The following is a 22,997-nucleotide window of genomic DNA, read 5'->3' as shown; positions in this document are numbered from 1 at the left end:
TAGAGGGATCTCCCAGTAGCCTTAGGGCACGGCTCACGCTGTCGTGGAACTCGCTTCATCTTTTGAGGAATGGAACAAGACATGTCAGATACGTCCGCGCCGACAACCGGCGCCAAGATTACTGCCGAATTCCTGGGGACCTTCGTTCTCGTCTTCGGCGGCTGCGGCTCGGCGATTTTCGCAGCCAAGGTGATTTCCGATGAAACGGTCAATATGGGCATCGGCTTCCTGGGTGTTGCCCTGGCCTTCGGCTTGACCGTGCTGGTCATGGCGTACGCCGTGGGCCACATCTCGGGCGGCCACTTCAACCCGGCCGTCACCGTGGGTACCGCCGTCGCGGGCCGCACCGCATGGAAGGACGTCCCGACCTACATCATCACCCAGATCGTCGCGGCTTCGGCCGCCGGCGCGGTGCTGTACTGGATCGCCAGCGGCAAGGACGGCTTCGACGCCGTCGAATCAGGTTTCGCCAGCAACGGCTACGGCGACCGTTCACCGGACGGATACTCCATGATGGCCGCGCTGGTGGCCGAGATCGTGCTGACCGCCATCTTCCTGTACGTGATCCTGGGATCCACCGACCGCCGTGCTCCGAAGGGCTTCGCCCCGCTGGCCATCGGCCTGTCGCTGACCCTGATCCACCTGGTCGCCATCCCGATCACCAACACCTCGGTCAACCCCGCCCGCTCGCTGGGCGTCGCCTGGTTCGCCGGCGGCGAGGCGCTGGGACAGGTCTGGCTGTTCATCGTGGCGCCGCTCATCGGCGCCATCATCGCCGGCGCCAGCTACAAGATGCTTGAGCCATCCGTGAAGGCCGCAACCCGCGAGGGCTTCGCCCCGAAGTAAACCGGCCATAGCCCAGGCGGCCTCATGGGGCCTTGGAATATTTCACACCTGTGTGGATCTTCCAAGGCCCTTTGCCGTCTGTGACGACGGGCTTCACCAGGGCATTCAGGGTGAAGGCGCCCAGCGCGAGCTGCGGCAGGGAGCCTGCCTGCGGTGGAAAGACCTAGTTCAGCACGGCTTTCACCGGGGCGGGAATGTCCAGTGCGGCCACCAGGTCCTTGCTGTGCTGGTGCTTCGGGCTGGACAGGAAATCGTCGAGCCGTCGGTGTTCCACCAGCCGCCCCTCGTAGAACACCGCGACATTGTCGCTGACGTAGCGGATCACGCCCATGTCATGGGAGATCACTACCAAGGACAGACCCAGGCGGGTGCGCAGCCCCAGCAAGAGATCGAGAATATGGCGCTGCGCTACCGAATCCAACGCCGATGTCGATTCATCGCAGACAAGCACCTGCGGCTTGGCCAGCAATGCCCGGGCGATGGCCGCGCGTTGCAGCTGGCCGCCGGAGCACTGGCCTGGTTTTCGATCCAGTAGTTCGACCTGCAGCCCCACCTGGTCCAGCGCCGCATCTATCTCCGCCGAGGCTTGGTCGGCAGGCACCCGGTGCACGGCAGCAAGCAAGCTCGTACGCAACGGCAGCCTCGGATCAAAGGAAGAGTAGGGCTCTTGAGCGATCAGCTGGACGGCGGCAGATTTCCCGTCGCGTTCGGGGCTCAGGATCTGCCCTTCCGTGGGTTTTTCCAAGCCTGCGAGCAATCTGGCGAAAGTGCTCTTCCCCGAGCCCGAACGCCCGACGACGCCCAGGACTTCGCCACCATGCAGGCTCACGGTGGTGGCCTGCAGCGCGGCGGGCCCCTTGGCCTTGCGTGTGTAATTCTTTCCCGCGCCCACAACTTGAAGCAGGGAACCGGCGGCAAATTCCCTTGGCGCGTGCGCGGCCGGCAACGCGGCCTCGATCAATTCACGCCGCTTGGCGTGGCTGTCCTTGGCGAAAAGCTGGGATGTCAGGCAATGGTCGACAATCGCCCCATCGCTGACCACCAGCACGCGGTCGGCGATGTGCTGGATGCTGGCAATGTCGTGGGTGATCAATAGGACGCCTAGGCCGCGTTCAAGCTGCTTGCTGCGCAGCAGCTGCAGCGTTTCCGCTTTCAGAATAGAGTCCAGCGAGGAGGTCGGTTCGTCGGCGAGGATGAATTCCGGGTCGGCTGCCAGGGCGATGGCAAGCATGGCCCGCTGCGCCATTCCGCCCGAGAGCTGGTCCGGGCGCTTGCCGGCGATATCGGCGGCGGGAGAGAGCCCGACCTCTTCGAGCAGGGAGAGGACTTTTGCCTCGTGTTTCTTGGCCTTGCCCGGGCCGAAGACTCCCAGTGCTTCCAAGAGGTGGGAGCGAATGCTCATGCGCGGATTCAGCACCCTCTTGGGTTGTTGGAAGAGCATGCCGATGCGCCGCCCGCGCACCGTATCCATGGCCTTTCCTTCCAGCTGGTCGATGCGTTCGCCATCCAGCAGTATCTGTCCCTCGGCCGGCAGCTGCGGCGGGAGCAACCCGATAATTGCCTTGGTCAGCAGCGTCTTTCCAGACCCGGAACGGCCCACCACGGCTACCAGCTCGCCGGAGCGGATAGCCCCGGACATGGCAGTGAGCAGGGTTTTCCCGCTGCTGTGCACCGACAGATCGATGAATTCAAGTGATTCAGTCATTGGCTTCCGCCTTGGTCTCGGTGGCCAGCACGTCCTGCCCGTTCAGCGCACGGGTGATGCGGTTGCCCAACAGGGTGACGCAGAAGCTCACCAGGAAGATCGCGGCGCCGGGAGCGACCAGGCCCCAGGGAGCACGCAACGCGTGCGGCTGCGCCTCGGCCAGCATGGAGCCCCAATCCGACTGCGGGGGCTGGACACCGATGCCCAGGTAGGACAGCGAACCCAGCAGCACCAGCAACAGGCCGAAACGCAGGGCCGTCTGGGCCAGTACCGGCCCCGCCAGATAGGGCAGAACATGGTGGCGGAGAACGAACCAGCGCGAGGCGCCAGCATGCCTGGAAGCCTCGACATGGTGGGTCGACAGGGCCTGGGCCGCCATGGAACGCACCAGGCGGGCGGTAGGCGTCCATGCCACCACTCCCACGGAAAGCACCATGGTGGAAAATCCCGGCCCCATCACGGCGATGATCAGCAGCGCAATCACGATCTCCGGCAGCGCCAGCAGCAGGTCGTTGGCGCGCAGGAACAGTTCATCCAGCCAGCCTCCGCGCAGCGCGCTGAGCAGGCCGAGAACGGTGCCCACCAGCAGCGAAAACAGCGTGGTGATGAACGCTACCGACAAGGAGAAGCGTCCGCCGTGCAGGACGCGGCTGAAGGTGTCGCGGCCCAGGGCGTCGGTGCCCAGCAGGTGCGCCCAACTGGGCTGCTGCAACCTGTCCGCCAGGGACTGGGCATCCGGGTCGTAGGGGGAAATCCACGGAGCCAGCAGGGTCATGAGCAGCACCAGCAGCAAGATGGCCGCCGGCCAGCTGACGAAGATCGAACGCAGCATTTTCCTAGCCACGGCTGGCTCCTATCCGTACCCTTGGATCTGACCGGCGGTGCAGGAGGTCGATGATGCCGGTAGCCAGCACCGCGCAGGCCACCGCTACCACCACCCCGCCTTGGGCTACCGGGATGTCCGCGTCGACAATGGCGTCGAAGATCAGCCGGCCCATGCCCGGGATGGCGAAAATGACCTCGACTATGACCGAGCCGCCCAGCAGGCCGGCGAACCACACACCCACCATGGTCCACAGCGGCAGCAGCCCGTGCGGGATGACATGGCGAACCAGGGTGCGGGTGGCGCCCAACCCGCGGGCGCGGGCAGCCAGCACATGTTCGGAGTCCAGCGCCTGCAGGATGCCCGAGCGCACGGCGATGGTGAAGAAGCTGATGGGGCGCAGCGAGAGGACCAGCACCGGCAGCACCATGGAGGCGGGGGAGTCGAAGCCCGCCGAAGGCAGCCAGGACAGGCGCACGGCGAAGAGCAGCACCAGCAACGGCGCCAACGCGTATTCAGGGATGGCGATCAGGGCATGGGTGGCCGAGGTGATCACCCGATCCGGCCATCCTTCGGCCCGCACCGCGGCGACAACTCCCAGCATGATGGAGACCAGCACCGCCACCAGCAAGGCGGTTCCGGCCAGCGAGAGGGTAACGCCGATGGCGGGCAGCACCAGGTCGGCGACCGGAGTGCCGCTGATATAGGAGATTCCCATGTCTCCGCGGAAGAAGCGGCCGAGCCAGCGGCCGAATTGCAGCAACAGCGGGTCGTAGAGCCCGAACTGCTCGGCATAGGCCTGCACGGTGGCCTCGTCCATGGCGCCGACGTCCATGCGGGCGCGCAACATGGATCGCACCGGATCCCCGGGGGAGACGAAGGGAACCAAAAAGACCGCGAAGGATGAAAGCAGGACGGCTGCGCCGAGCCCGAGGACCCGGCGCAGCGCGGTGGCGAAGTGCACCAATTTACTTGGTCTTCGCCAGGTCCTTGGTCAGCACGTATCGGGTCAGCGGGTCCTGGACGTACCCCTGAACGGTGCTGCCGAGCGCGTCGATGGCCTGCTCGTTGACCAGCCAGACATTGGCTGCGTCCGCGGCCAGGACGTCGCCTGCCTGGCGGTAGAGATCATGGCGCGTGGCCTGGTCGGTTTCCGGCAGCGCCTTCTCGATCAGTGCGTCGAAGTCCTTGTTGCAGTAGTGGCTCAGGTTGTAGCCGCCGTCGCAGGTGTAGTCGGACTGCAGGAAGCCGATGGGATCGGCAATGTCGATCATGCGGTTGCGCTGGCTGAGGATCATGTCGTAGTTGCCTGCCAGCACCTCGGGCTCCACCGAGCCGTAGGATTTCGTGACAACATTTGCCTGCAGGCCAATCTGCTTGAACTGCTCCTGGATGATGGCGCCCACCGCTGCGAACTCCGCGCGCTCGGTGATGGCGATGATTTCCAGCGGCTTGTCCTGCTGGTAGCCGGAGTCGGCCACCAGCTTCTTGGCCTCTTCGAGATTCACCTGCGGAACCTGCAGGTCCGGGTTGGCCCAGCTCTCGCTCGGAGCAAAGGGGCCGGTGGCTGGCTGCGCGGCACCTTCGTAGACGCTGGCGGCGATGGCCGGCAGATCCAGCGCCATGGTGGCGGCCTGGCGCAGCTTCAAGTTGTCGAAAGGCGCCCGCGAGTTGTTCAGGTAGAGGGTTGCGGTGCGCGGGGAATCGGCCTTGAGCACCTTCACCGAGTTGTCGGCTTCGAGGGTGGCCAGGCTGGTGGCGGGGATGGACATGGAGATGTCCGCCTCGCCGGTCTGCACCTGAGTGGCGCGGGTAGGACCTTCGGTGATGTAGCGGATTTCGCCGCCGGCGAGCTGGACGTCACCGCCCCAGTAGTTCTCGTTGCGGTCCAGGCTCAGGGACTGCCCGGCCTTTTCGGAGACCGGGATGAACGGGCCGGTGCAGTGGCCGAAGGGGTCGATGCCGTCGGCACCGTAGGCCGCAGGCGCCAGAATGCCGGCGTTCACACTGGCCATGCGGTAGGGCAGCAGCGGATCGGCGGCAGGGGTGGTGACGCGCAGGGTGTCGGCGTCAACTGCACTCACCTTGGAGATGGTCTTGGGATTGACGGCACGGGCCGGAGCGGTCGCCTCGAGCACGTGGTTCAGCGAAGCGGCGGCGGCCTTGGCGTCCAGGGCGGTGCCATCTTGGAACTTGACGTTCTGACGCAGGGTGAAATCCCAGGCGGTGTCCGAGGACTGCTTCCATGACTCGGCGAGCATCGGCTCGATATTTTGCGTGGTGGAGTCGTACTTGACCAAGGTCTCCAAGCAGCCGGCGATGGAAAGCACATAGGCGTCATCGCTTTCCAAGGCCCAGTTCGAAACCGGGGCCCGGAAATTAGCTACCACCGCGCGCGCCTCTCGGTCCACGGACGGTGCCGAAGTAGGGCTCGGGGTGGAAGCGCTGCAGGCAGTCAAGGCGAGGGCAGTAGCCGCAAATACTGCGGTTGCGCTCAGTCGTCCAAGGTTCATGGAAGTCCTTCGGCATTACGTGATGAATTAGCTTCTAATGCAATAGAGCCTTGGTAAGCGTATCCTAATCGCCTGGAATATTTGGCGGTGTGATCGCGAGCGAGGCTCCTGGGAAAACATGCTTCCATCACGGGTTCGCTCAAAAATCACATTGAGTAGGGGGGAGTTGCTATGGAATTTGGAAGTTCTGTACACCGTTGACCAAGTGTGCTGCAGTTCACGTCCTGTCTGGCGCTGTGCCCACGCCGCGGGCAATGCCGGCGGCCCGCCAGGAAGCCAGCAGCAAGGGCAGGATCAGCACCATCCACGGCAGGAAGCCTGGCACTACCAGCTGGCCCGCCTGGGTCGCCAACCATCCGATGAGGACATTTCCCAGCAGCACCGCCAGACCTCCGCAGCTGGCGAGCAATCCGAAGTAGGAACCGGTTGGGCGTTCGCCGGCAAATTGGGGAACCAGCGAGAGTGCTGTCGGATGCACGCTCATATGCCCCAACGTCAGCAAGGTGATGGCACAGAGAATCCGCAGCAACCCCGCGTCTGGTTCGAAGGCCGAGGCTGGCACAAATGCGAGCACGCCGAATCCCAAGGCGCTGAGCAAATATCCGCAGCGCAAGGTGGCCTCGGCGCCGATGCGAGCGGCAACCCATGAAACTGGAAGCTGGAGGGCCAAGGTCAGGATGGAAATCCACGCGAAGAGCACCCCCAGCCACTGGGTCGGATGATTCAGCCGTTCGAGCTCGAGCGGGATGGCGAGGTAGAGCTGATTGTAGGCCAGGAGGTCTGCCGCGTGCAGTCCGCAGAATGCCAGGAACCTCCGGTCCTTGAGGCACTGCCGCAGGCTTCCGCTGCGAGGAGGCGGCACGGGGACATAATTGGCGGATTGGTTCGGGACGTCGGTGGTTGCCGGCTTGCGCAGGGCCACGGCAAGGAAGATGCCGATGGCGACAAAAAAGGCAGATCCAAAACCGGCAACCGTCGAAAAACCCCATCCCCACAGGGTGGCACCGACCAGCGGTCCGGTGACGGCGCCTATTTCGCCGGTGATGCTCAACCAGGCAAAGAGTGTAGCGCGTTTGGCTTCGGCGGCCCGCTGCTGATCGAGTGCCTTCTGGGCATTCGCCACCAGAATATTCAGACCCGGGGAGAAAAGTGCCCCGCCGAATCCGGTGCACAAGGTCCCCAGGATGAACAGCCAGAGTATTGGGCTGCTACCCCAGAGGGAAGCCGCCAACATGAGGAAGCCCGAAGCGCGCACCGCGCAGCCAATCAAAATCATGATCCGGGCGCCGAAGCGGTCCGCGAGGCTGCCGCCGGCTAAAAAGAGGCCTTGCTGGGCAAAGGTCCTGATACCGAGAATCAGCCCTACCGCGGCAGAAGCAAGCAAGAAGTCCTTGGCCAGAACTACCGCGAGAAAGGGAACTACTGCGTAGAAACCGATATTGAAGAGTGTTTGGGTGCCAAGAAGCACCGAAACCTCGAAACGGGAGGAGCTGGTTTTCATGGACCTCGATAACAGTGATCTCTCCTGCAACGCAGGCTTCTTAGATTCTAGCCAAATGACGCGCCAAGGGTATTTTCTGGCTTGCCACATCCAGTGCGGGACTCGGGCTCGGGATTGTGGGTGGAAACGATTAATTGCAGGGTCCTGATTCTTCGGAACTCTTCGGTGGGCACGATCTCATTCGCACGTGCCTGCGTGGATTCCTGATGGCTCGGATGTGCCATCCGCGGCCTATCGGGATCACGGCGGCCTGCTCGAACACGGCGGATCCACAGCAGGGGCGGATAGGCTAGGAAACATGCACCAGCTGCCTGACTACCCGAACTATCCTGTTGTTCCCCGACGCAGACAGCGTGTATTCGACGCAGGGCGGTTCACCCGCGGCGATCTGTTCACCGTGCTGGCCTACATCGTGTTCTTCGTGCTCGGCGGGGCGAGCCTGATCGGGCTGATCCCCGGCTACATCGGTGCCTTCGAAACCGAGCAGCAGGCGCTCTTCGGCATCAACCTGATCCTCTACGTGTCATTCTTCGTGCTGGCGATGATCCAGTGCGGGCCGCAGTTCTTCGACTCGTTCAAGACCATGCGGTACTACCCGTGGGCTAAGTGGCTGATGCTGCCCGGAGGCTGGATCATCACCATCTTCTCCACCGCGATCGTCTCGCTGTTCGTAGGACAGATGGCCACGAGCGAGAACCAGGCGATGCTCGAAGAGATGTCCAACGCGGTGCCGCTGCCGGTCATGCTGGTGGTGACGGCGCTGTTCGGTCCGTTCGTGGAGGAATACCTGTTCAGGCATCTGCTGATCGGCAAGCTCTCGCGCAAGCTCAATGTCTGGGTCTGCGCGGTCATTTCCGTGGTGGCTTTCGCCAGCATCCACTTCGTCGGTTCCGGCATCGGGAATTGGACCGAGATCCTTCCCTACATCATGCTGGGCGTGATGATGTCGGTGGCCTATATCCTGTCCGGGAAATCAATGGCCTACTCCTACATGCTGCATGTCATCAACAACGCCATCGCGTTGCTGATGGTCTACCTGGTCTACCCGCTGCTGCCGCAGGGAATCTAGCTCTTGGTGTTCAGCGGCCACGAACCCGGCACCCCCGCCTATCGGGGCATGCTGCTGGCGCTCTTTGCCGGCGGTGTCGCCACCTTCTCCCAGCTGTACGCGGTGCAGGGGCTGCTCCCGGTTATCGCCGAGTACTTTGCGGTCTCCTCCTCGGACGCGGCGCTCACGGTCTCGGCCGCGACCCTCGGCCTTGCGCTGGCAGTCACCCCCTGGGCCATCATTTCCGACGGCATCGGGCGCCGCAGGGTCATCGCCATCGCGTTGGTGGCCTCGGTGGTCCTGGGGCTGCTCAGCTCCGCGGCTCCGAGCTTTCAGTGGCTGGTGGCCATCCGCTTCCTCGAAGGGATCGCGCTGGCCGGGGTGCCCGGCAGCGCCCTGGCCTATCTGGTGGACGAGGTCAGCGCGAAAACCGTGGCGGTGGCCAGCGGCACCTATATTTCCGGCACGACCCTCGGAGGCTTGGCCGGGCGCCTGCTGGCCGGATTCGCGGGCGAACCTGCCGGGTGGCGCTGGGGCGTCGCGGCGGTCAGCCTGATGGCTGCGCTGGCGACACTCTTCTTCCTGGCCAAGGCGCCCGTGGCCCGGGGCTTCACACCGATCCGCAACCGGAACCTGCGGTCCATCGGAGCGAAGTTCGCCCAAGCGCTGCGGGGACGGATGGTGCTGCTCTACGCGCAGGGCTTCCTGCTCATGGGCGGCTTCGTCGCCGTGTACAACTACCTGGCATTCCGGCTTGAAGCCCCGCCGTTCCTGATCCCAACCTCGCTGGCCGCCCTGGTGTTCCTGGCCTATCTCTCCGGCACCTACACCTCGGTGGCCAGCGGGAAGCTGGTCATCAAGTTCGGCAGGAAAAACACCCTGCTGGGCAGCATCTTCACCAGCGTCCTCGGCCTGATCGCCACGCTGAGCGGGAGTCTGGTCGTGATCATCGCCGGGCTGCTGGTCTTCACCGCGGGTTTCTTCGCCGCCCATGCGGTGGCCAGCGGCTGGGTGCCGGTTCTCGCGTCGCAGGCCCGAGCGCAGGCAGCCAGCCTGTACAACCTCTTCTACTACATCGGATCCTCGCTGCTCGGCTGGCTGATCGGCATCCCATTCATGGGCCACGGCTGGCCGTTGGTTGTGCTCTGCGTCGGCGGACTGCAGCTGGCGGCAATGCTCCTGGCCTCCTTCCTGAGGCCCACGAGATCGCGCTGACCAGCAGGAATCCATTATATTCCATGAAAAGAATATAAAATTCTTCCCGCTCAGGTCAGGTGGTCGAAGTGCCCACCAACCCAGCGCGCGTAGCGTTCGGCTGAAAACTGGACGATGCGGTGGGCATCGCGCGGCACCACGCTGGAGAAGTTGTTGTACAGCCGGTCGAACTCCAGCTCGCCGACCTTGGCCGCCAGCCGGCGCACCACCGCGGCGGAAAGCGGGATGCGGTTGGGGTAGCTGCGCAGGAACGTCACGTTGCCATCGGCCACGGGGAAAATCGCGTCTCCCGCCAGCAGGACGCCCCGGCCTCCGGCTCCCGCCGGCCACAGGGCCACCGTGCTTCCGGGGAAGTGCCCGCCGACCTGGTGCAGCCAGACTCCAGGCAGCACTTCGAAGGGTTCGTCCCATTCGACAACTGCGTTCGAGGAATACTGGACCCACCCGGCGTCCTTGCGGGCCACATAGATCGGCGGGTCGCCCAGGGCTTGGCTGTACTGCTGCTGCACCCCGTACATGTGCGGGTGGCTGGCTACGATGGCCCGCAGCGGACCGCGCTCCGAGATCCGCCGGACCGCCTCGTCGGTGATGATTCCCGGGACGTCGAAAAGCAGCGACCCCGCTGCCGTTTCCAGCAGCAGGCCACTCTGGCCGATACCCACCTCCGGCGCCGTCACCGCGGTCAGTCCCGGTTCCAGCGTGGTGAACTCCAGGTCGCGGCCCGCCGCGACGAGTTCCTCGGTGCTCACCCAGCGCTGGGTTCCGCCCGGGATGTACTGGCGTTCATCGGCGCAGATGGGGCATTGGCCGGTGGGCTTGGAACCGGGCGGGAACTCGACGGCGCAGCCTGCGCACTGCCAATGCCGTACGGAACCGCTGGGCGCAGCGCTCGCTGGAATATCTCGGATCACCGGGTTGCCTTTCGCCAGGTGCAGTGTTCGGTGCTCCCCAGTATGCCCAGCGACGGACGCCGACGGAATAGCCATGCCGCGGGAATCGCGTAGCGTCGCGACGCCGAATGGCGACTTGGGGGTGGGGCTTCGTAGAGTGGAGCAGGTGAGCCCACCTACGCCCGTTGAACCCAACCGCAGCAATTCCCGCCAGATCCTGGCACTGGCAGTGCCCGCCTTGGGCGCGCTGATCGCCGAACCGCTGTTCCTGATTGCCGATTCGGCCATCGTGGGACACCTGGGTGTCGCCGAGCTGGCCGGCGCCGCGCTGGGCACCACGGTGCTGCAAACCGCGGTGGGCCTGATGATTTTCCTGGCCTACGCCACCACCCCCGCCGTGGCGCGGGCGCTCGGCGCCGGGCAGCCTGCCCGGGCCATGGCCGCCGGCCGCGACGGCATGTGGTTCGCTGTTGCGCTGGGTGCGCTGCTGACGATTGCCGGGTATCTCGGCGCCGACGCGGTGGTCCGGGCCATGGGCGCCGAAGGGGCGACCGCGCAGTTCGCCGTCGACTACATCCACTATTCGCTGCCCGGACTGACCGCCATGCTGCTGGTCTTCGCGGCCACCGGCATCCTGCGCGGCATGCAGGACACCAAAACCCCGCTGGTGGTAGCCACCGCGGGGTTCGGCCTGAACATCGTGCTGAACTTCGCCCTGGTCTACGGCGCGGGCCTGTCCGTGGCCGGAGCCGCGCTGGGCACCTCCATCGCCCAGTGGATCATGGCGCTGGTGTACCTGTGGATGATCATGCCCCGGATCCGCCGGGAAAACGTGCCCCTGGCCCCGAGCTGGTCCGGCTTCATCTCCACCGGGCAGGTCGGCTCCTGGCTGATGCTGCGCAACCTGACCATGCGCGCCGCCCTGCTGCTCACCGTGGTGGTGGCGACCAGTGCCGGGGAGCAGACCCTGGCAGCCCACCAGCTGGTCTTCACGGTCTTCTCGTTCCTGGCCTTCGCGCTGGACGCGCTGGCCATCGCCGCGCAGGCGATGATCGGCAAGGAGCTGGGCCGCGGGGACGCTCAGCAGGTGCGCAAGCTGACCGGGATCATGAGCCGCTGGGGCATCTACTTCGGCCTCGCTACCGGGGCATTCCTGCTGGCGACCTCATGGGTGTTCCCGATGGTCTTCACCGCAGACGAGCAGATCCGCTCGCTGACCACCGTCGGGCTGTGGGTGCTGGCGCTCGCGCAGCCTTTGTGCGGGCTGGTCTTCGTGCTGGACGGCGTGCTGATCGGCGCGGGGGACGCCCGCTACCTGGGACTGGTCGGCGCGCTGAACCTCGCCGTCTACGCGCCGATGCTCTGGGCGGTGCACCGCTTTGCCCAAGACCCGCACAGCGCGCTGGTCTGGATCTGGATCGCCTTCTCGCTGGGCTACATGGCGTCGCGCGGCGTGACGCTATTCGTGCGTTCGCGCGGCACCGCATGGATGCGCCTGGGCGCCTGATCCCGCGGTTTCAGATCTGGGCAGGCCCAGCATGGCGGAGCGGATCGAAGCCAGGTGCGAGCGCATGGCCTGCGCCGCGCCGTCGGCATCGGCCCGGGCCAGCGCGGCCAGGATCGCGCGGTGCTCGGCGATTTCTTCCGACTGGGACATGTAGGGCTGCATGGCCGGCAGGACGTAGTGGGCGCGGGCTGTCTGCGCGAAGCAGGTGTCCAGCGCCGCGAGGATCCGGGAGTTACGCGCCGCATGGGTCAGTTCGGTGTGGAAGAGCCGGGCGGCATGCATCGAGGCGATCGGGTCGCTGACCGCGAGCCGCTCCTGGTCGTCCAGGAGCCCCTGCAGGCTCTGGATCAGCTGGGCGCTGTGCATCCGGGCCACCTGGCTGCACACATGCGGTTCGAGCAGCAGGCGCATTTCGAGCACTTCGTAGACGTCGTTCATCGAGATGGCGCGGACCAGATAGCCCTTCTTCGGCAGGATCTGCAGCAGTCCCTCGCTGGTCAGCTGGCGCAGCGATTCGCGCACCGGGGTCTTGGAGACGTTGAATTCCTGGGCGAGCGCGGGTTCGATGAGCATGGAGCCGGGAGCCAGGACGCCGCTGTTGATACGCTCGCGCAAGGTGACGGTCAGTCGCTCGGAGATAGAACCTGCCATGAGCCCCCATTTTTCTCGGTGCCCGCAGCGACCGGAATTTTTTGTAATGTTTGGGATCCAGTTCACTTTTGATCCCGAGAACACCTTAGTCTGGATTGAAATATATTTCAGGAATCTCACAGCTGAAATCCGGACGAAGGAGACCACTTCCGTGACCACACTTCAGCACGCTGCAAGCGCCCAGGCGCAGCGAAACCGCCGCAGGGCACTTTTCGCTTCGGTGTTCGGAACCGCCATCGAGTGGTACGACTATGCGCTGTACGGCGCCGCCGCCTCCGTGGTGATCGGCCCACTCTTCTTCTCCGGAGCCGGCGAATCCGCCGCGTCCATTGCGGCCTTTGCCACTTTCGCCGTGGGCTTCGTCGCCCGCCCGCTGGGCGGTGTGGTCATAGGGCACCTGGGCGACCGCTACGGGCGCCGCCCGGCGATGCTGCTGTCGATCATCCTGATGGGCGTCGCGACAGTGGGCATCGGGCTGCTGCCCACTGCACAGACCTGGGGCGCCTGGGCCGTGGGGCTGCTGGTGTTCTTCCGCCTGGTGCAGGGATTCGGCGCGGGCGCAGAGCTGACCGGCGCCATGACGCTGGTCGCCGAATACGCCGAACCCAAGAAGCGCGGCTTCTACACCTCGTTGGTCCTCTCGACCCCTCCGCTGGGCATCGCGCTGGCCACCATCTGCTTCTTCGCGGTGTCGTTTCTCGGCGAAGAGGTGCTGCTGGGCTGGGCCTGGCGCATCCCGTTCCTGATCTCAGCCCTGCTGTTCGTGGTGGCCATCTACATCCGCAACAAGCTCGAGGAAACCCCTGAATACGCCAAGACCATGGCCGCGGCGAAGGCCAACGCCGACAGCGCCAAGCTGCCGGTGCGCGAGGTCTTCGAATCCCACACCCCGCGGGTCGTCCTCGGGTTCTTCGCCATCACCGGGCACAACGCGGTCAACTACATCATCGCGGTCTTCTCGATCAGTCTGATGGTCTCCTCCGGCATGGATCGCTCGTCGGCACTCCTGGCAGTCACCCTCGGCTCGCTGGTCTCGGTGCTGCTGACCCCGGTGGGCGGCTGGCTGGCCGACCGTTTCGGGGCCTCCAAGGTGCTGGCGGCCGGCAACATCTCCGGTGTGCTGCTGGCCTTCCCGATCTTCTGGATGTTCTCAACCGACCAGTTCGTGCTCGGCCTGCTGGCCGTGGCCGCCGGCTACGCCTTGATCATCCCGTGCACCTCCGGTGCGCAGGGCGCGTTCCTGACCGAACTCTTCCCGGTTAAGGTGCGCTTCTCCGGCATCGCCATCGCCCGTGAGCTGAACGGGGCACTGGTTGCCGGGCTCTCCCCGCTGATCGCCGCGGCGCTGCTGGAACTGGGCAACGGCTCGATCACCCTGCCCGCCACCTACCTGGCCGCCTGCTGCCTGTCTTCGGTCATCGCCATCTACCTGGGGACCCGCGCGGCCAAACGCCAGCTGTACTAGGCTGGCGCCCGCGCGCCACCATTGCCAACCACGAGTACTACCTAAGGAACAACGACATGGGAAACCTCAAGCGCCAACTGCCGGATCTGGGTGAACTGGTGAGCCTGATGAGGTTCAAGGTTCCATCCGCCGACCGCCGCGCGGTCCGCTTGGCAGCGGCCGCCGACCTCTGGGACCTGCGCAAGATCGCCAAGCGCCGCACGCCCACCGCGGCCTTCGACTACGTGGATGGCGCCGCCGGTCGTGAGATCACCGCGGACCGGGCACGCCGGGTCTTCGACTCGGTGGAACTGCTGCCGCGCATCCTGCACGGCACCGCACATTCGGACCTGTCCACCACCATCGCCGGCGGGCACTCGGCCCTGCCCTTCGGCATCGCCCCGACCGGCTTTACCCGGTTCATGCACTCCGAAGGCGAAATCGGTGGCTCGCGCGCGGCGATGAAGGCGGGGATCCCCTTCAGCCTCTCCACCATGGGCACCCGCTCCATCGAGGAGGTCGCCCAGGCGGCCCCTGAGGGGCGCAAGTGGTTCCAGCTCTACCTGTGGAAGGACCGCGAGAAGTCGAAAGCGCTCGTCGAGCGCGCCGCCGCCGAAGGATTCGACACCCTGCTGGTCACCGTGGACACCCCGGTGGCGGGGCAGCGCTTCCGCGACACCCGCAACGGCATGAAGATTCCGCCGGAGCTGACCCTGAAAACCGTGCTGGATGCCTCCTACCGCCCGGAGTGGTGGTTCAACTTCCTGACCACCGATTCGCTGAAATTCGCCTCGCTGTCCGATACCTCGGCGGACTTGCCGACCATCATCAACTCGATGTTCGACTCTTCCTTGGACTTCGAGGACCTGAAATGGATCCGCGAGCTGTGGAAAGGCAAGCTCTTCGTCAAGGGAGTGCTCACCACCGAGGACGCCGCCAAGGCAAAAGCCGCCGGCGCGGACGGCCTGGTTGTTTCCAACCACGGCGGACGCCAGCTGGACCGGGCGCCGATCGCTTTCGAAGCCCTGGGCGAGGTGCGCGCAGAAGTCGGCGAGGAGATGGAGATCATCATGGACTCCGGCATCATGTCCGGTGCCGATATCGTGGCCAGCCTGTGCGCCGGAGCGGATTTTGTACTCATCGGACGCGCCTACCTGTACGGCCTGATGGCCGGCGGCGAACAGGGTGTCACCCGCGCCATTGAGATGCTGGCCAAGGAAGTAGAGGTCAACATGCAGTTGATGGGAGCTGCAAGCATCAAGGACCTCACCCCAGAATTGATTCGCCGGCGCACCACCGTTGGCTAGCGGGCATTGCCTCGGCGTCGCCGGCCCGCGAACCTCCCCTTGGAAGGACGGTTCGCGGGCCGGTGTGATTAAGCCCGGCCAAAGTGGCGGATAGTTCTATCGGCGGTAGAATGGAAAGCGTGCCAGCACCAAAAACCACTCAAGTTCAAGCCCAAGATGTCTTCCGCCCCGTATTGCTGCGTGGCCTGACTGCGGCGATCTACGCGCTGCTGTCCATCTTCTGGGTGGGCGCCGACGAGAAGGTCTTGTCCTACTCGACGGCGGCGTTCCTTGTGGTCACCGGCGTGTTCATGTGGCAGTACGTCACCGTGGACAGCGCTCCCGAGAAGTCGCGCGGCCCCTACGCGCTGGGCGCCGGCTTGATGCTGATGGCAGGCATCGCCACCATCTTCGCCACCACAACCATGTGGATCGGCCTCCTGGCCGCCTTCGCCTTCCTGGTCACCGGCCTGGTCGAGCTGTACGTCTTCTTCACCCTGCGCGCCCAGTTCCCGCCATTCCGCAACCAGCTGGTCACCGGCGTGGTCGGATTGATTCTGGCCGCTGCGACGATTTTTGGTTTCAACATGGATGCCCACGCAATGTTCGGCGTCATTGGCGGCGGCGCCATCGTGCTCGCCGTGTTCGTCCTGATCGCCGGTTTCGGCCATCGACATGAAATGAAAGCCCGCGAGGCCGCTGACGGCCTGGAAACCGGCGGCACCTCGAATCCCGGCACCGACGGGACCAACTAGCCTTGACGACCTCAGCAAAAGTAGAAACGGAGTTCCCGGTGGGAAACAACCCGAAGAAGAAGCAGCCGTGGAGCCAGTCCATCAAGGGCCCGCTGAGCTTCTCTTTGATTTTGGCCCTCGTCGCCGGCGGCGTCGGCATGATCACCTCGACCGGTGGATCTCAGAACGAGATCCGACTGGATGTCGGACTGGCCTGCTTCGGCATCGCCTTTGTCGCCAGCCTGCTGGTCATTTCCGTCTTGACCATGGCGTCGAAGGAAAACGACCCGGAATTGGGCAAGGGCACCGGGGTGAATCGATCCTCGGCCAACCCGGACAAGAAGTTTAAAAAAGACTGATAATAAACTTGACCAAGCGTCGCGACGCGCTGGGACTGTCCGTCTGAGGAAGTCCCGGCGCTTTGTCGTTTGGTGGAGCCGAGCGTGCCCCAGCGCACGTGCAGTGCACTAACTAAGGAATCAAGTGAGCAGTACCAGCAAGAGCACGTCCGAAGACGGCACCCCACTGGGGCGCCAGTTGATGCGACGCAAGTCCATTGCCGCAATGACCAGAGACGCGGCGGACAACGCAGGCATGGGTCAGCTCAAACGCACCTTTGGCGTCTTCCAGCTGGTCATGATCTCCGTGGGAGCGACCCTCGGCACCGGCATCCTGGTGATCCTGGGAGATGCGGTGCCCAAGGCCGGTCCTGCCACCTGGATCGCATTCGTGATCGCCGGGATCACCGCACTGCTCTCGGCCGTGTCCTACGCTGAGATGGCAGGCATGGTCCCGGTCTCGGGATCCAGCTATTCCTATTCCTACGTGACGCTCGGCGAGGGCATCGCCTGGATTTGCGGCTGGTGCCTGGTGCTCGAATACGCGGTCTCCGCCGCGGCGGTCGCGGTCGGCGCCGGAGCCTACGTCAACCAGACGCTGGAGATCTTCGGCCTGTCCCTGCCCGACTACCTCTCCGCCGGTGCAGCCGATGGCGGGCTGGTCAACCTGCCGGCCCTGCTGGTTGTCGTTCTTGCGACCTTCCTGCTGGTGCGCGGCGCCCGCGAGTCGGCCCTGGCCAACACCGTCATGGTGATGATCAAGATCGCCATCCTGATCTTCTTCGTGATCGTCGCCTTCACCGCCTTCGACTCGGGAAACTTCGAACCACTGCTGCCCATGGGCATCGCCGGTGTCAGCGGCGCCGCCTCGATGGTGTTCTTCTCCTACATCGGCTTCGACGCCGCTTCCACCGCAGGCGAGGAAGCGAAGAACCCGCAGCGCGACCTGCCGCGCGCCATCCTGATCGCCATGGCCCTGGTGACCGCCATCTACGTGCTGGTGGCCGTGGCCGCAGTGGGCGCGCGCAACTGGGAATGGTTCGGCGAATCCGAAGCCGCCCTGGTGCAGATCGTCTCCGAGATCACCGGCCGGCCGTGGCTTGCGTTCTTCTTCGCGCTCGCCTCGGTGGTCGCGATCGTCTCGGTGGTGCTGACCGTGCTCTACGGCCAGACCCGCATCCTGCTGTCCATGGCCCGCGACGGGCTGATCCCGCGCTTCTTCGGCAAGGTGTCCGCCGAAACCCGCACCCCGGTGGTCGGCACCCTGGTGACCGGTTCGGTGGTCGCGGTGACCGCGGCGCTGATTCCGCTGGGCCAGCTGGCCGAAGCGACCAGCATCGGCACACTGTTCGCCTTCGCCCTGGTGGGCGTCTCGGTCATGTACCTGCGCCGCACCCAGCCGGACGCCCCGCGCACCTTCCGGGTGCCTCTGTACCCGGTGGTTCCGTTGCTGGGCATTGCGGCCTGCCTCTACCTGATGTTCAACCTGGCCGGCATTACCTGGGTGGTCTTCGGCATCTGGATGCTCATCGGCGCGCTGATCTACCTGGCCTACGGACGCCGCCATTCGCGGCTCGGCGGACTGACCGAGGTCGACTACAAGGCGGAACACCGCCTGAAGTAACACGCAGGGGCCGCCCCCGCGCTTCGGGGCAACTGCGGCTAGGCTGTCAGGTGTCGGATACCTACGATTCCTTGCCCGGGAGGACCCCATGCATCAAGATCCAGTCAGCACCGCAGACCTCTACGACCAGCACGGGGACGACCTGCAGTCGATCTCTGTCCAGTTCCAAGATTTCGGCGGCAGGCTGTCATTCCACGGCCCGGCCCGCACCATCAAATGCCATGAGGACAACGGGCTGATCAAGGAAACCCTGAGCTTCCCGGGCAACGGCGCGGTGCTCGTGGTGGACGGCGGAGGGTCGCTGCGTTTTGCGCTGCTGGGCGACATGATCGCCAAGAACGCCGAGGCGAACGACTGGGCGGGCATCATCATCCACGGCGCAGTGCGCGACCGCGCCGAACTGGCCGGCCTGCAGCTGGGCATCAAGGCGATCGGGAGCAACCCGCGCAAGACCGTGAAGCGCGGCCACGGCACCGTGGACGAGACCATCAGCATCGGGGACGTGAAGATCCGCCCCGGAGCCATGGTCTACGCCGACATCGACGGAATCCTCGTCCAGCACTAGGACGTGGCCGGGCCGATCAGTGGTCGTCGTTGGCCGGGAGCCACTCGTTCTTGAACTCCTCGATGGTCATCGAATCCAGGTCCTCGCGGATCTGGACGATCAGCCGTTCGGCTTCCTCTAGGCTTGAGGTATGCAGGCTGAGCAGCACGGAATCATCCAACCGGGAATGCACAACTACCTGCGGTTCATTGGCTTCGAATTCGGCGTCGCCCAAGGTGGCGGAGGCCAGGGCCACGACCCAGCGTCCTGCGGCCCGCAACGGGCCGGTCTTGACGGCTTCCAAACGTGCCTCGAAGCCGGAGGATGCATGTGTTTCTTCGGTCATGACCTGTCCTTTCGACATGACACTCGGCGTGCCGGGTATGTCTTCATCTTAGAGTTCGGCATCGCCAAAGGCGAATAGGGATCCCCAAATTTCGAAGTTATTTGCCGACGGAAGCCTTGCGGGCGCGGTAGGCCCGCACGTGCTCCCGGTTGGCGCAGTTTCCCGCATCGCAGTACAGCTTTGAACGGTTCCGCGAGAGATCCAGCAAGGCGTTCTTGCAGTCGGTGGAAGCGCAGATGCGCAGGCGTTCCAGCCCGCCGGCGAGAATGACCTCGGCCAAGGCCATGGCGGCATTCACCGCGAAACGGTCGTAGAGCGGGCTGCTCGTGGTGGTCGCATGCAACTTGTAGCCGCGCTTCGGGGACTTGATCAGCTGCGGCTGGGCGTTAGCGGTACGCAGGATCTGGTTGACGCGGAACACCGCATCTTCCTCGGAGGCCGTCCAGATGCTCTTGAGCTGCGAGCGCAGTTGCCGGATGGAACGCAGCTCGGCCTGGTTGTGGGCGCGGTCCGCGGTGAAATGCTGCGAGTCCAGGAATTCGTCCAGGTCCGCCACGCTGGAAAGCATGTCAACGATCTGCACCTCGGTGTTCAAGAGGTTCACGATGACCTTCAACGAGGCTTCGATATCGGGCGTAAAAGTCATAATTCAGTCCTGAACGAGCTAGCGGATTGACTGTGCTTCAAGCCTAACCGTATCGTCTGGAACATATGTCCCATCTCCGCCGGATCGACATCGAGCCGGCGGAAGTTCTTTGAAAGCACCGCACACTTGATGACTCACCCTGAGGAACCGCTGGATTCCCCTGCCCTGCGCACGGCTGCCCCGCGCGTTTCCAACTCCGCCCGCGGAGTCTGGATTGCGCTGGCGTCCTCGGCGGCGTTCGGCATTTCCGGAACTTTCGCCCGCGGGCTCTTCGAAGCTGGATGGTCGCCGGTCGCCGCGGTGACCGCGCGCATGGCGGGCGCGGCACTGGTGCTGGCGATCCCGGCCATGCTGGCCATGCGCGGCCGCTGGACCCTGCTGCGCACCAACTGGGTGTCGATCTTGCTGTTCGGCCTGTTCGGCGTGGGCGCCTGCCAGTTGTGCTACTTCCTGGCGGTGCAGCGACTGGATGTCGGCGTGGCACTGCTGCTGGAGTACCTGGCTCCGGTGCTGATCGTGCTGGTGCTGTGGGTGCGCCACAAGAAGCGCCCGTCGGTGGCCACGATTGCCGGGACCCTGCTCGCCCTGGGCGGCCTGGTGGCGGTGCTGGACCTGACCGGCACTTCGGACATCGACCCGATCGGCGTCTTGTGGGGGCTGGGCGCGGCGGTTGGGCTGACCGTGTACTTCTTCATCAGCGCCCGGGTGGATGGAGCGCTGCCGCCGATCATGCTCTCCGCCGGAGGCATGGCGATCGGCGCCCTGTCCATGGTCGCGGTGGCCGCCTTCGGCATCCTGCCCATGGAGTTCTCCACCGGCACCGGTTCATTCGCCGGCTACGAAACCCCGTGGTGGCTCGCGCTCATCGGCCTGATCCTGATCTCCACGGTCTTCTCCTACACCACCGGCGTGATGGCGGCGCGGGCGCTGGGTTCGAAGGTCGCCAGCTTCATCTCGCTGACCGAGGTGCTATTCGCGGTGCTGTGGGCCTGGCTGCTGCTCTCCGAGCTTCCCGGCCCGGTGCAGCTGCTGGGCGGGCTGCTGATCGTCGGCGGCGTGGTGCTGGTTCGCGTCGACGAGCTGCGCAGCGCCCGGCTGTAGCCCGAACCGTCAGCGGGAGGCGGCATCGACCGCCAGCCCCTCGAGCTTTGCGGCTTCCTCGGAAATCCGGGCGGCCAGGTCGAAGTCCCGCTTCGCGATGCCGTGGACGCTGCGCAGCGAGATCCCCACGTGGACGGACTCGTAGCGCCAGTCGACGGTCGGGTGGTGGTTGAGCTGTTCGGCGGCCAGACCGATGACCGCGATGAATTCCAGCGCGGTGGCGGTTGTGTCGAACCGATAGCTGACAGCCAGCGAGCTTTCGCCCAGTTCCCAATCCTGCAGTTCATCCATCAATTGCCACACCTGCACGCGTGGCAACGGCCCGGTTTCCGTCATGGCGATCCTTCCGAAAACAATGTCGCTGCTCCAAGGAGCCGCGACGCCCCTTTTTCGGGTCATCGTGGCATGGGTCCACCCCGGAAGCCAACAGGTGTCAGACATTGCACAGGACGAAGCGGGTGCACCGGGATTCGGGTGCCGGAAAACCACGGCTGCTGCCGCCGTCCGGGGCCGGCGCGCCGGGCCTGACTGAGGATGAGTACAAATGAGTGACGAATATTCTCTCATGAGATCGACGGCTGGCCAATTCTGGTGTCGTTCCATGGCCAATACATCGGCCCGCTCACCGATTCTTTTCTACCGCTGGTCGCTTGGTGGCGAATAATCCGTGACTTCGGCCGATTGGGGTGTATCAGTCACGGGATGATTCTTGGCGGTGTTCCAACGCCATCACATGCTTGACTGAAAGGGACGAAGTTGTCCACAACACGTACAAATAAGGATCCGGGACAGGTGTCCCTGGCCAAGACCTTGGGCAACTGGGATGCCCTGGCCCTTGGCTTCGGCGCAATGATCGGATTCGGCTGGGTGGTCCTCACCGGCGGCTGGCTTTCGAGCGCCGGAACCCTGGGAACCATCGTCGCTGTGCTGGTCGGCGGCGGCATTATGGCCGTGGTCGGCCTGACCTACGCCGAGCTGACCGCTTCCATGCCCAAGGCCGGCGGCGAGCACAACTTCATCCTGCGTGCGCTTGGCCCGCGTCCATCCTTCATCGGCTCCTGGGCGATCACCGGCGGCTATGTCACGATCGTGGCCTTCGAAGCCGTGGCGTTCCCGCGCACCGTTGAATACATCTTCCCCGGCATGAGCCAGATCCCGCTGTGGACCATTGCAGGTTTCGAGGTCCACTTGACCTGGGCGCTGGTCGGCGTCCTGGCCGGCATCCTGATCACCTGGATCAACATCCGCGGCGTGAAGCAGGCCGGCGTGGTCCAGACCTTCACCGTGATCTTCCTGCTGGCCATCGGCCTGCTGATGATCTTCGGCTCGGTCACCGGCGGCGAAACCGCCAACATGGAGCCATGGTTCACCCCGGGCATGAAGGGCTTCTTCACGGTGCTGATGGCCGTGCCGTTCCTGTTCATCGGCTTCGACGTGATCCCGCAGTCCGCTGAAGAGGTCAAGATCCCTTCGCGGCAGATCGGCAAGCTCGTGGTCATTGCTGTCATCATGGCGACCCTGTGGTACGTCATGGTGGTGCTGACCACCGCCTCGGCGATGCCGGCCGCGGATCTGGCGAACGCCAACATCGCCACCGCCGACGCCTTCGGCGCGCTGTTCAACTCGGATTTGATGGCCAAGATCCTGATCGCCGGCGGCATCGCGGGCATCCTGACCTCCTGGAACTCCCTGCTGCTGGGCGCGTCCCGTCTGGTGTTCTCGCTGGCCCGCTCCGGCATGCTGCCCGACTGGTTCGCCCGACTGCACCCGAAGTACAAGACCCCGCACAATGCGCTGCTGTTCATCGGCGGCATCTCGCTGGTTGCCCCGTTCTTCGGCGAACGCATGCTGGGCTGGCTGGTGGACTCGGGCGCCCCGAGCATCATCATCGCCTACTTCCTGGTGTCCGTGACCTTCCTGCTGCTGCGCCGCCGGGAACCGCAGATGGACCGCCCGCTGCGCGTGGGCGGCGAAGGCCGCTTTGGCGAGGTCATCGGCTGGGCCTCGGTGCTGCTGACCTTCGGCTTGTTCAGCCTCTACATGCCCGGCATGCCGGCGCAGCTGACCTGGCAGCCGTGGCTGATCTTCGCGATCTGGTGGGCCATGGGCGCGCTGTTCTTCTTCAAGGTCCCCGGCGGCATCCCCGCTGGTGTCGACGCCGAAGAAAAGGTGCTCGAAGTCGTCAGGGCACGACGCAAGAAGTAGCGTTTGTCCGGCACTGCGTGCAGGGCGCGT

22 protein-coding genes are annotated in these 22,997 nt (G+C 64.7%); 12 read left to right on the top strand and 10 right to left on the bottom strand.

From position 1 onward, the window contains the following. The first annotated feature begins 81 nt into the window (after positions 1-81). On the top strand, positions 82-846 hold the full coding sequence (gene aqpZ, locus DFO58_RS12685) for an aquaporin Z (protein WP_053798915.1): 765 nt from the start codon (positions 82-84) through the stop codon (positions 844-846). A 163-nt stretch (positions 847-1,009) separates the two neighbouring features. On the opposite strand, the gene DFO58_RS12680 is transcribed toward aqpZ, so the two are convergent. The 5 genes from DFO58_RS12680 to DFO58_RS12660 form a co-directional block, all read right to left on the bottom strand. Beyond that, a complete protein-coding gene (locus DFO58_RS12680) occupies positions 1,010-2,551 on the bottom strand; it encodes an ATP-binding cassette domain-containing protein (RefSeq protein WP_120991213.1) in 1,542 nt (513 codons plus the stop codon). Continuing rightward, positions 2,544-3,395 carry an ABC transporter permease gene (locus tag DFO58_RS12675; RefSeq protein ID WP_286163589.1) on the bottom strand — a complete coding sequence of 284 codons (852 nt, stop codon included), beginning with the start codon at positions 3,393-3,395 and terminating at the stop codon, positions 2,544-2,546. The genes DFO58_RS12680 and DFO58_RS12675 overlap by 8 nt, the downstream gene beginning before the upstream one ends. After that, positions 3,388-4,338, bottom strand: a complete 951-nt coding sequence (locus DFO58_RS12670) for an ABC transporter permease (RefSeq protein WP_231736047.1) — start codon at positions 4,336-4,338, stop codon at positions 3,388-3,390. The genes DFO58_RS12675 and DFO58_RS12670 overlap by 8 nt, the downstream gene beginning before the upstream one ends. 4 nt (positions 4,339-4,342) lie before the next feature. After that, entirely contained in the window at positions 4,343-5,764 is a 1,422-nt protein-coding gene (locus DFO58_RS12665) for an ABC transporter substrate-binding protein (protein ID WP_286163588.1), read from the bottom strand. A 340-nt stretch (positions 5,765-6,104) separates the two neighbouring features. Next, positions 6,105-7,388 (bottom strand): MFS transporter, encoded by a 1,284-nt coding sequence (locus DFO58_RS12660; protein ID WP_183043191.1) that lies wholly within the window; start codon positions 7,386-7,388, stop codon positions 6,105-6,107. Between the two features lie 298 nt (positions 7,389-7,686). Here DFO58_RS12660 and DFO58_RS12655 point away from each other — a divergent pair, with 298 nt between their 5' ends. Together DFO58_RS12655 and DFO58_RS12650 are read left to right on the top strand one after the other, a co-directional pair. Further along, positions 7,687-8,457: a type II CAAX endopeptidase family protein gene (locus DFO58_RS12655; protein WP_047120245.1), complete on the top strand. Its 771-nt coding sequence runs from the start codon at positions 7,687-7,689 to the stop codon at positions 8,455-8,457. Between the two features lie 6 nt (positions 8,458-8,463). Then, entirely contained in the window at positions 8,464-9,651 is a 1,188-nt protein-coding gene (locus DFO58_RS12650) for an MFS transporter (RefSeq protein ID WP_286163606.1), read from the top strand. Between the two features lie 50 nt (positions 9,652-9,701). Here DFO58_RS12650 and DFO58_RS12645 read toward each other — a convergent pair whose 3' ends face one another. Next, positions 9,702-10,562 (bottom strand): hydrolase, encoded by an 861-nt coding sequence (locus tag DFO58_RS12645; protein WP_286163587.1) that lies wholly within the window; start codon positions 10,560-10,562, stop codon positions 9,702-9,704. 145 nt (positions 10,563-10,707) lie between these two features. Between DFO58_RS12645 and DFO58_RS12640 the strand changes: the two genes are divergently transcribed. Continuing rightward, positions 10,708-12,048 (top strand): MATE family efflux transporter, encoded by a 1,341-nt coding sequence (locus DFO58_RS12640; RefSeq protein ID WP_286163585.1) that lies wholly within the window; start codon positions 10,708-10,710, stop codon positions 12,046-12,048. Here DFO58_RS12640 and DFO58_RS12635 read toward each other — a convergent pair. Further along, positions 12,001-12,699, bottom strand: coding sequence for a GntR family transcriptional regulator (locus DFO58_RS12635; protein ID WP_120991204.1), 699 nt, complete (start codon positions 12,697-12,699; stop codon positions 12,001-12,003). The two genes, DFO58_RS12640 and DFO58_RS12635, sit on opposite strands and share 48 nt — an antisense overlap. A gap of 151 nt (positions 12,700-12,850) precedes the next feature. On the opposite strand from DFO58_RS12635, the gene DFO58_RS12630 reads away from it, so the two are divergent. The 6 genes from DFO58_RS12630 (at position 12,851) to rraA (ending at position 18,690) form a co-directional block, all read left to right on the top strand. Continuing rightward, positions 12,851-14,164: an MFS transporter gene (locus tag DFO58_RS12630; protein WP_053798909.1), complete on the top strand. Its 1,314-nt coding sequence runs from the start codon at positions 12,851-12,853 to the stop codon at positions 14,162-14,164. A gap of 56 nt (positions 14,165-14,220) precedes the next feature. Next, complete coding sequence (locus DFO58_RS12625; RefSeq protein ID WP_053798908.1) at positions 14,221-15,450, top strand: alpha-hydroxy acid oxidase; 1,230 nt, start codon at positions 14,221-14,223, stop codon at positions 15,448-15,450. A gap of 119 nt (positions 15,451-15,569) precedes the next feature. Continuing rightward, complete coding sequence (locus tag DFO58_RS12620; protein ID WP_183043190.1) at positions 15,570-16,184, top strand: DUF308 domain-containing protein; 615 nt, start codon at positions 15,570-15,572, stop codon at positions 16,182-16,184. A gap of 38 nt (positions 16,185-16,222) precedes the next feature. Continuing rightward, the gene (locus DFO58_RS12615; RefSeq protein ID WP_047120238.1) at positions 16,223-16,522 is read left to right on the top strand and encodes a hypothetical protein; all 300 of its coding nucleotides are present in this window, start codon (positions 16,223-16,225) and stop codon (positions 16,520-16,522) included. Between the two features lie 205 nt (positions 16,523-16,727). Next, positions 16,728-18,125 (top strand): amino acid permease, encoded by a 1,398-nt coding sequence (locus DFO58_RS12610; protein ID WP_231736049.1) that lies wholly within the window; start codon positions 16,728-16,730, stop codon positions 18,123-18,125. Between the two features lie 88 nt (positions 18,126-18,213). Further along, positions 18,214-18,690, top strand: a complete 477-nt coding sequence (gene rraA, locus DFO58_RS12605) for a ribonuclease E activity regulator RraA (protein WP_047120237.1) — start codon at positions 18,214-18,216, stop codon at positions 18,688-18,690. A gap of 16 nt (positions 18,691-18,706) precedes the next feature. On the opposite strand, the gene DFO58_RS12600 is transcribed toward rraA, so the two are convergent. Beyond that, positions 18,707-19,015, bottom strand: a complete 309-nt coding sequence (locus tag DFO58_RS12600; protein ID WP_146955966.1) for a hypothetical protein — start codon at positions 19,013-19,015, stop codon at positions 18,707-18,709. A 97-nt stretch (positions 19,016-19,112) separates the two neighbouring features. Next, positions 19,113-19,661 (bottom strand): CGNR zinc finger domain-containing protein, encoded by a 549-nt coding sequence (locus DFO58_RS12595; protein WP_047120235.1) that lies wholly within the window; start codon positions 19,659-19,661, stop codon positions 19,113-19,115. A gap of 129 nt (positions 19,662-19,790) precedes the next feature. Between DFO58_RS12595 and DFO58_RS12590 the strand changes: the two genes are divergently transcribed. Continuing rightward, positions 19,791-20,762: an EamA family transporter gene (locus tag DFO58_RS12590; protein ID WP_052772512.1), complete on the top strand. Its 972-nt coding sequence runs from the start codon at positions 19,791-19,793 to the stop codon at positions 20,760-20,762. Positions 20,763-20,771: 9 nt separating this feature from the next. Here the strand turns inward: DFO58_RS12590 and DFO58_RS18525 are convergent, their stop codons facing one another. Continuing rightward, on the bottom strand, positions 20,772-21,098 hold the full coding sequence (locus tag DFO58_RS18525) for a 4a-hydroxytetrahydrobiopterin dehydratase (protein WP_053798906.1): 327 nt from the start codon (positions 21,096-21,098) through the stop codon (positions 20,772-20,774). Between the two features lie 420 nt (positions 21,099-21,518). Between DFO58_RS18525 and DFO58_RS12580 the strand changes: the two genes are divergently transcribed. Beyond that, entirely contained in the window at positions 21,519-22,967 is a 1,449-nt protein-coding gene (locus DFO58_RS12580; RefSeq protein WP_047120234.1) for an amino acid permease, read from the top strand. Positions 22,968-22,997 lie beyond the last annotated feature (30 nt).

The organism is Arthrobacter sp. AG1021, from assembly GCF_003633665.1.
Classification (GTDB): Bacteria; Actinomycetota; Actinomycetes; order Actinomycetales; family Micrococcaceae; genus Glutamicibacter; species Glutamicibacter soli.
Note: the sequence above shows the minus strand (reverse complement) of the source record. Positions and strands in the feature narration are given on the sequence as shown.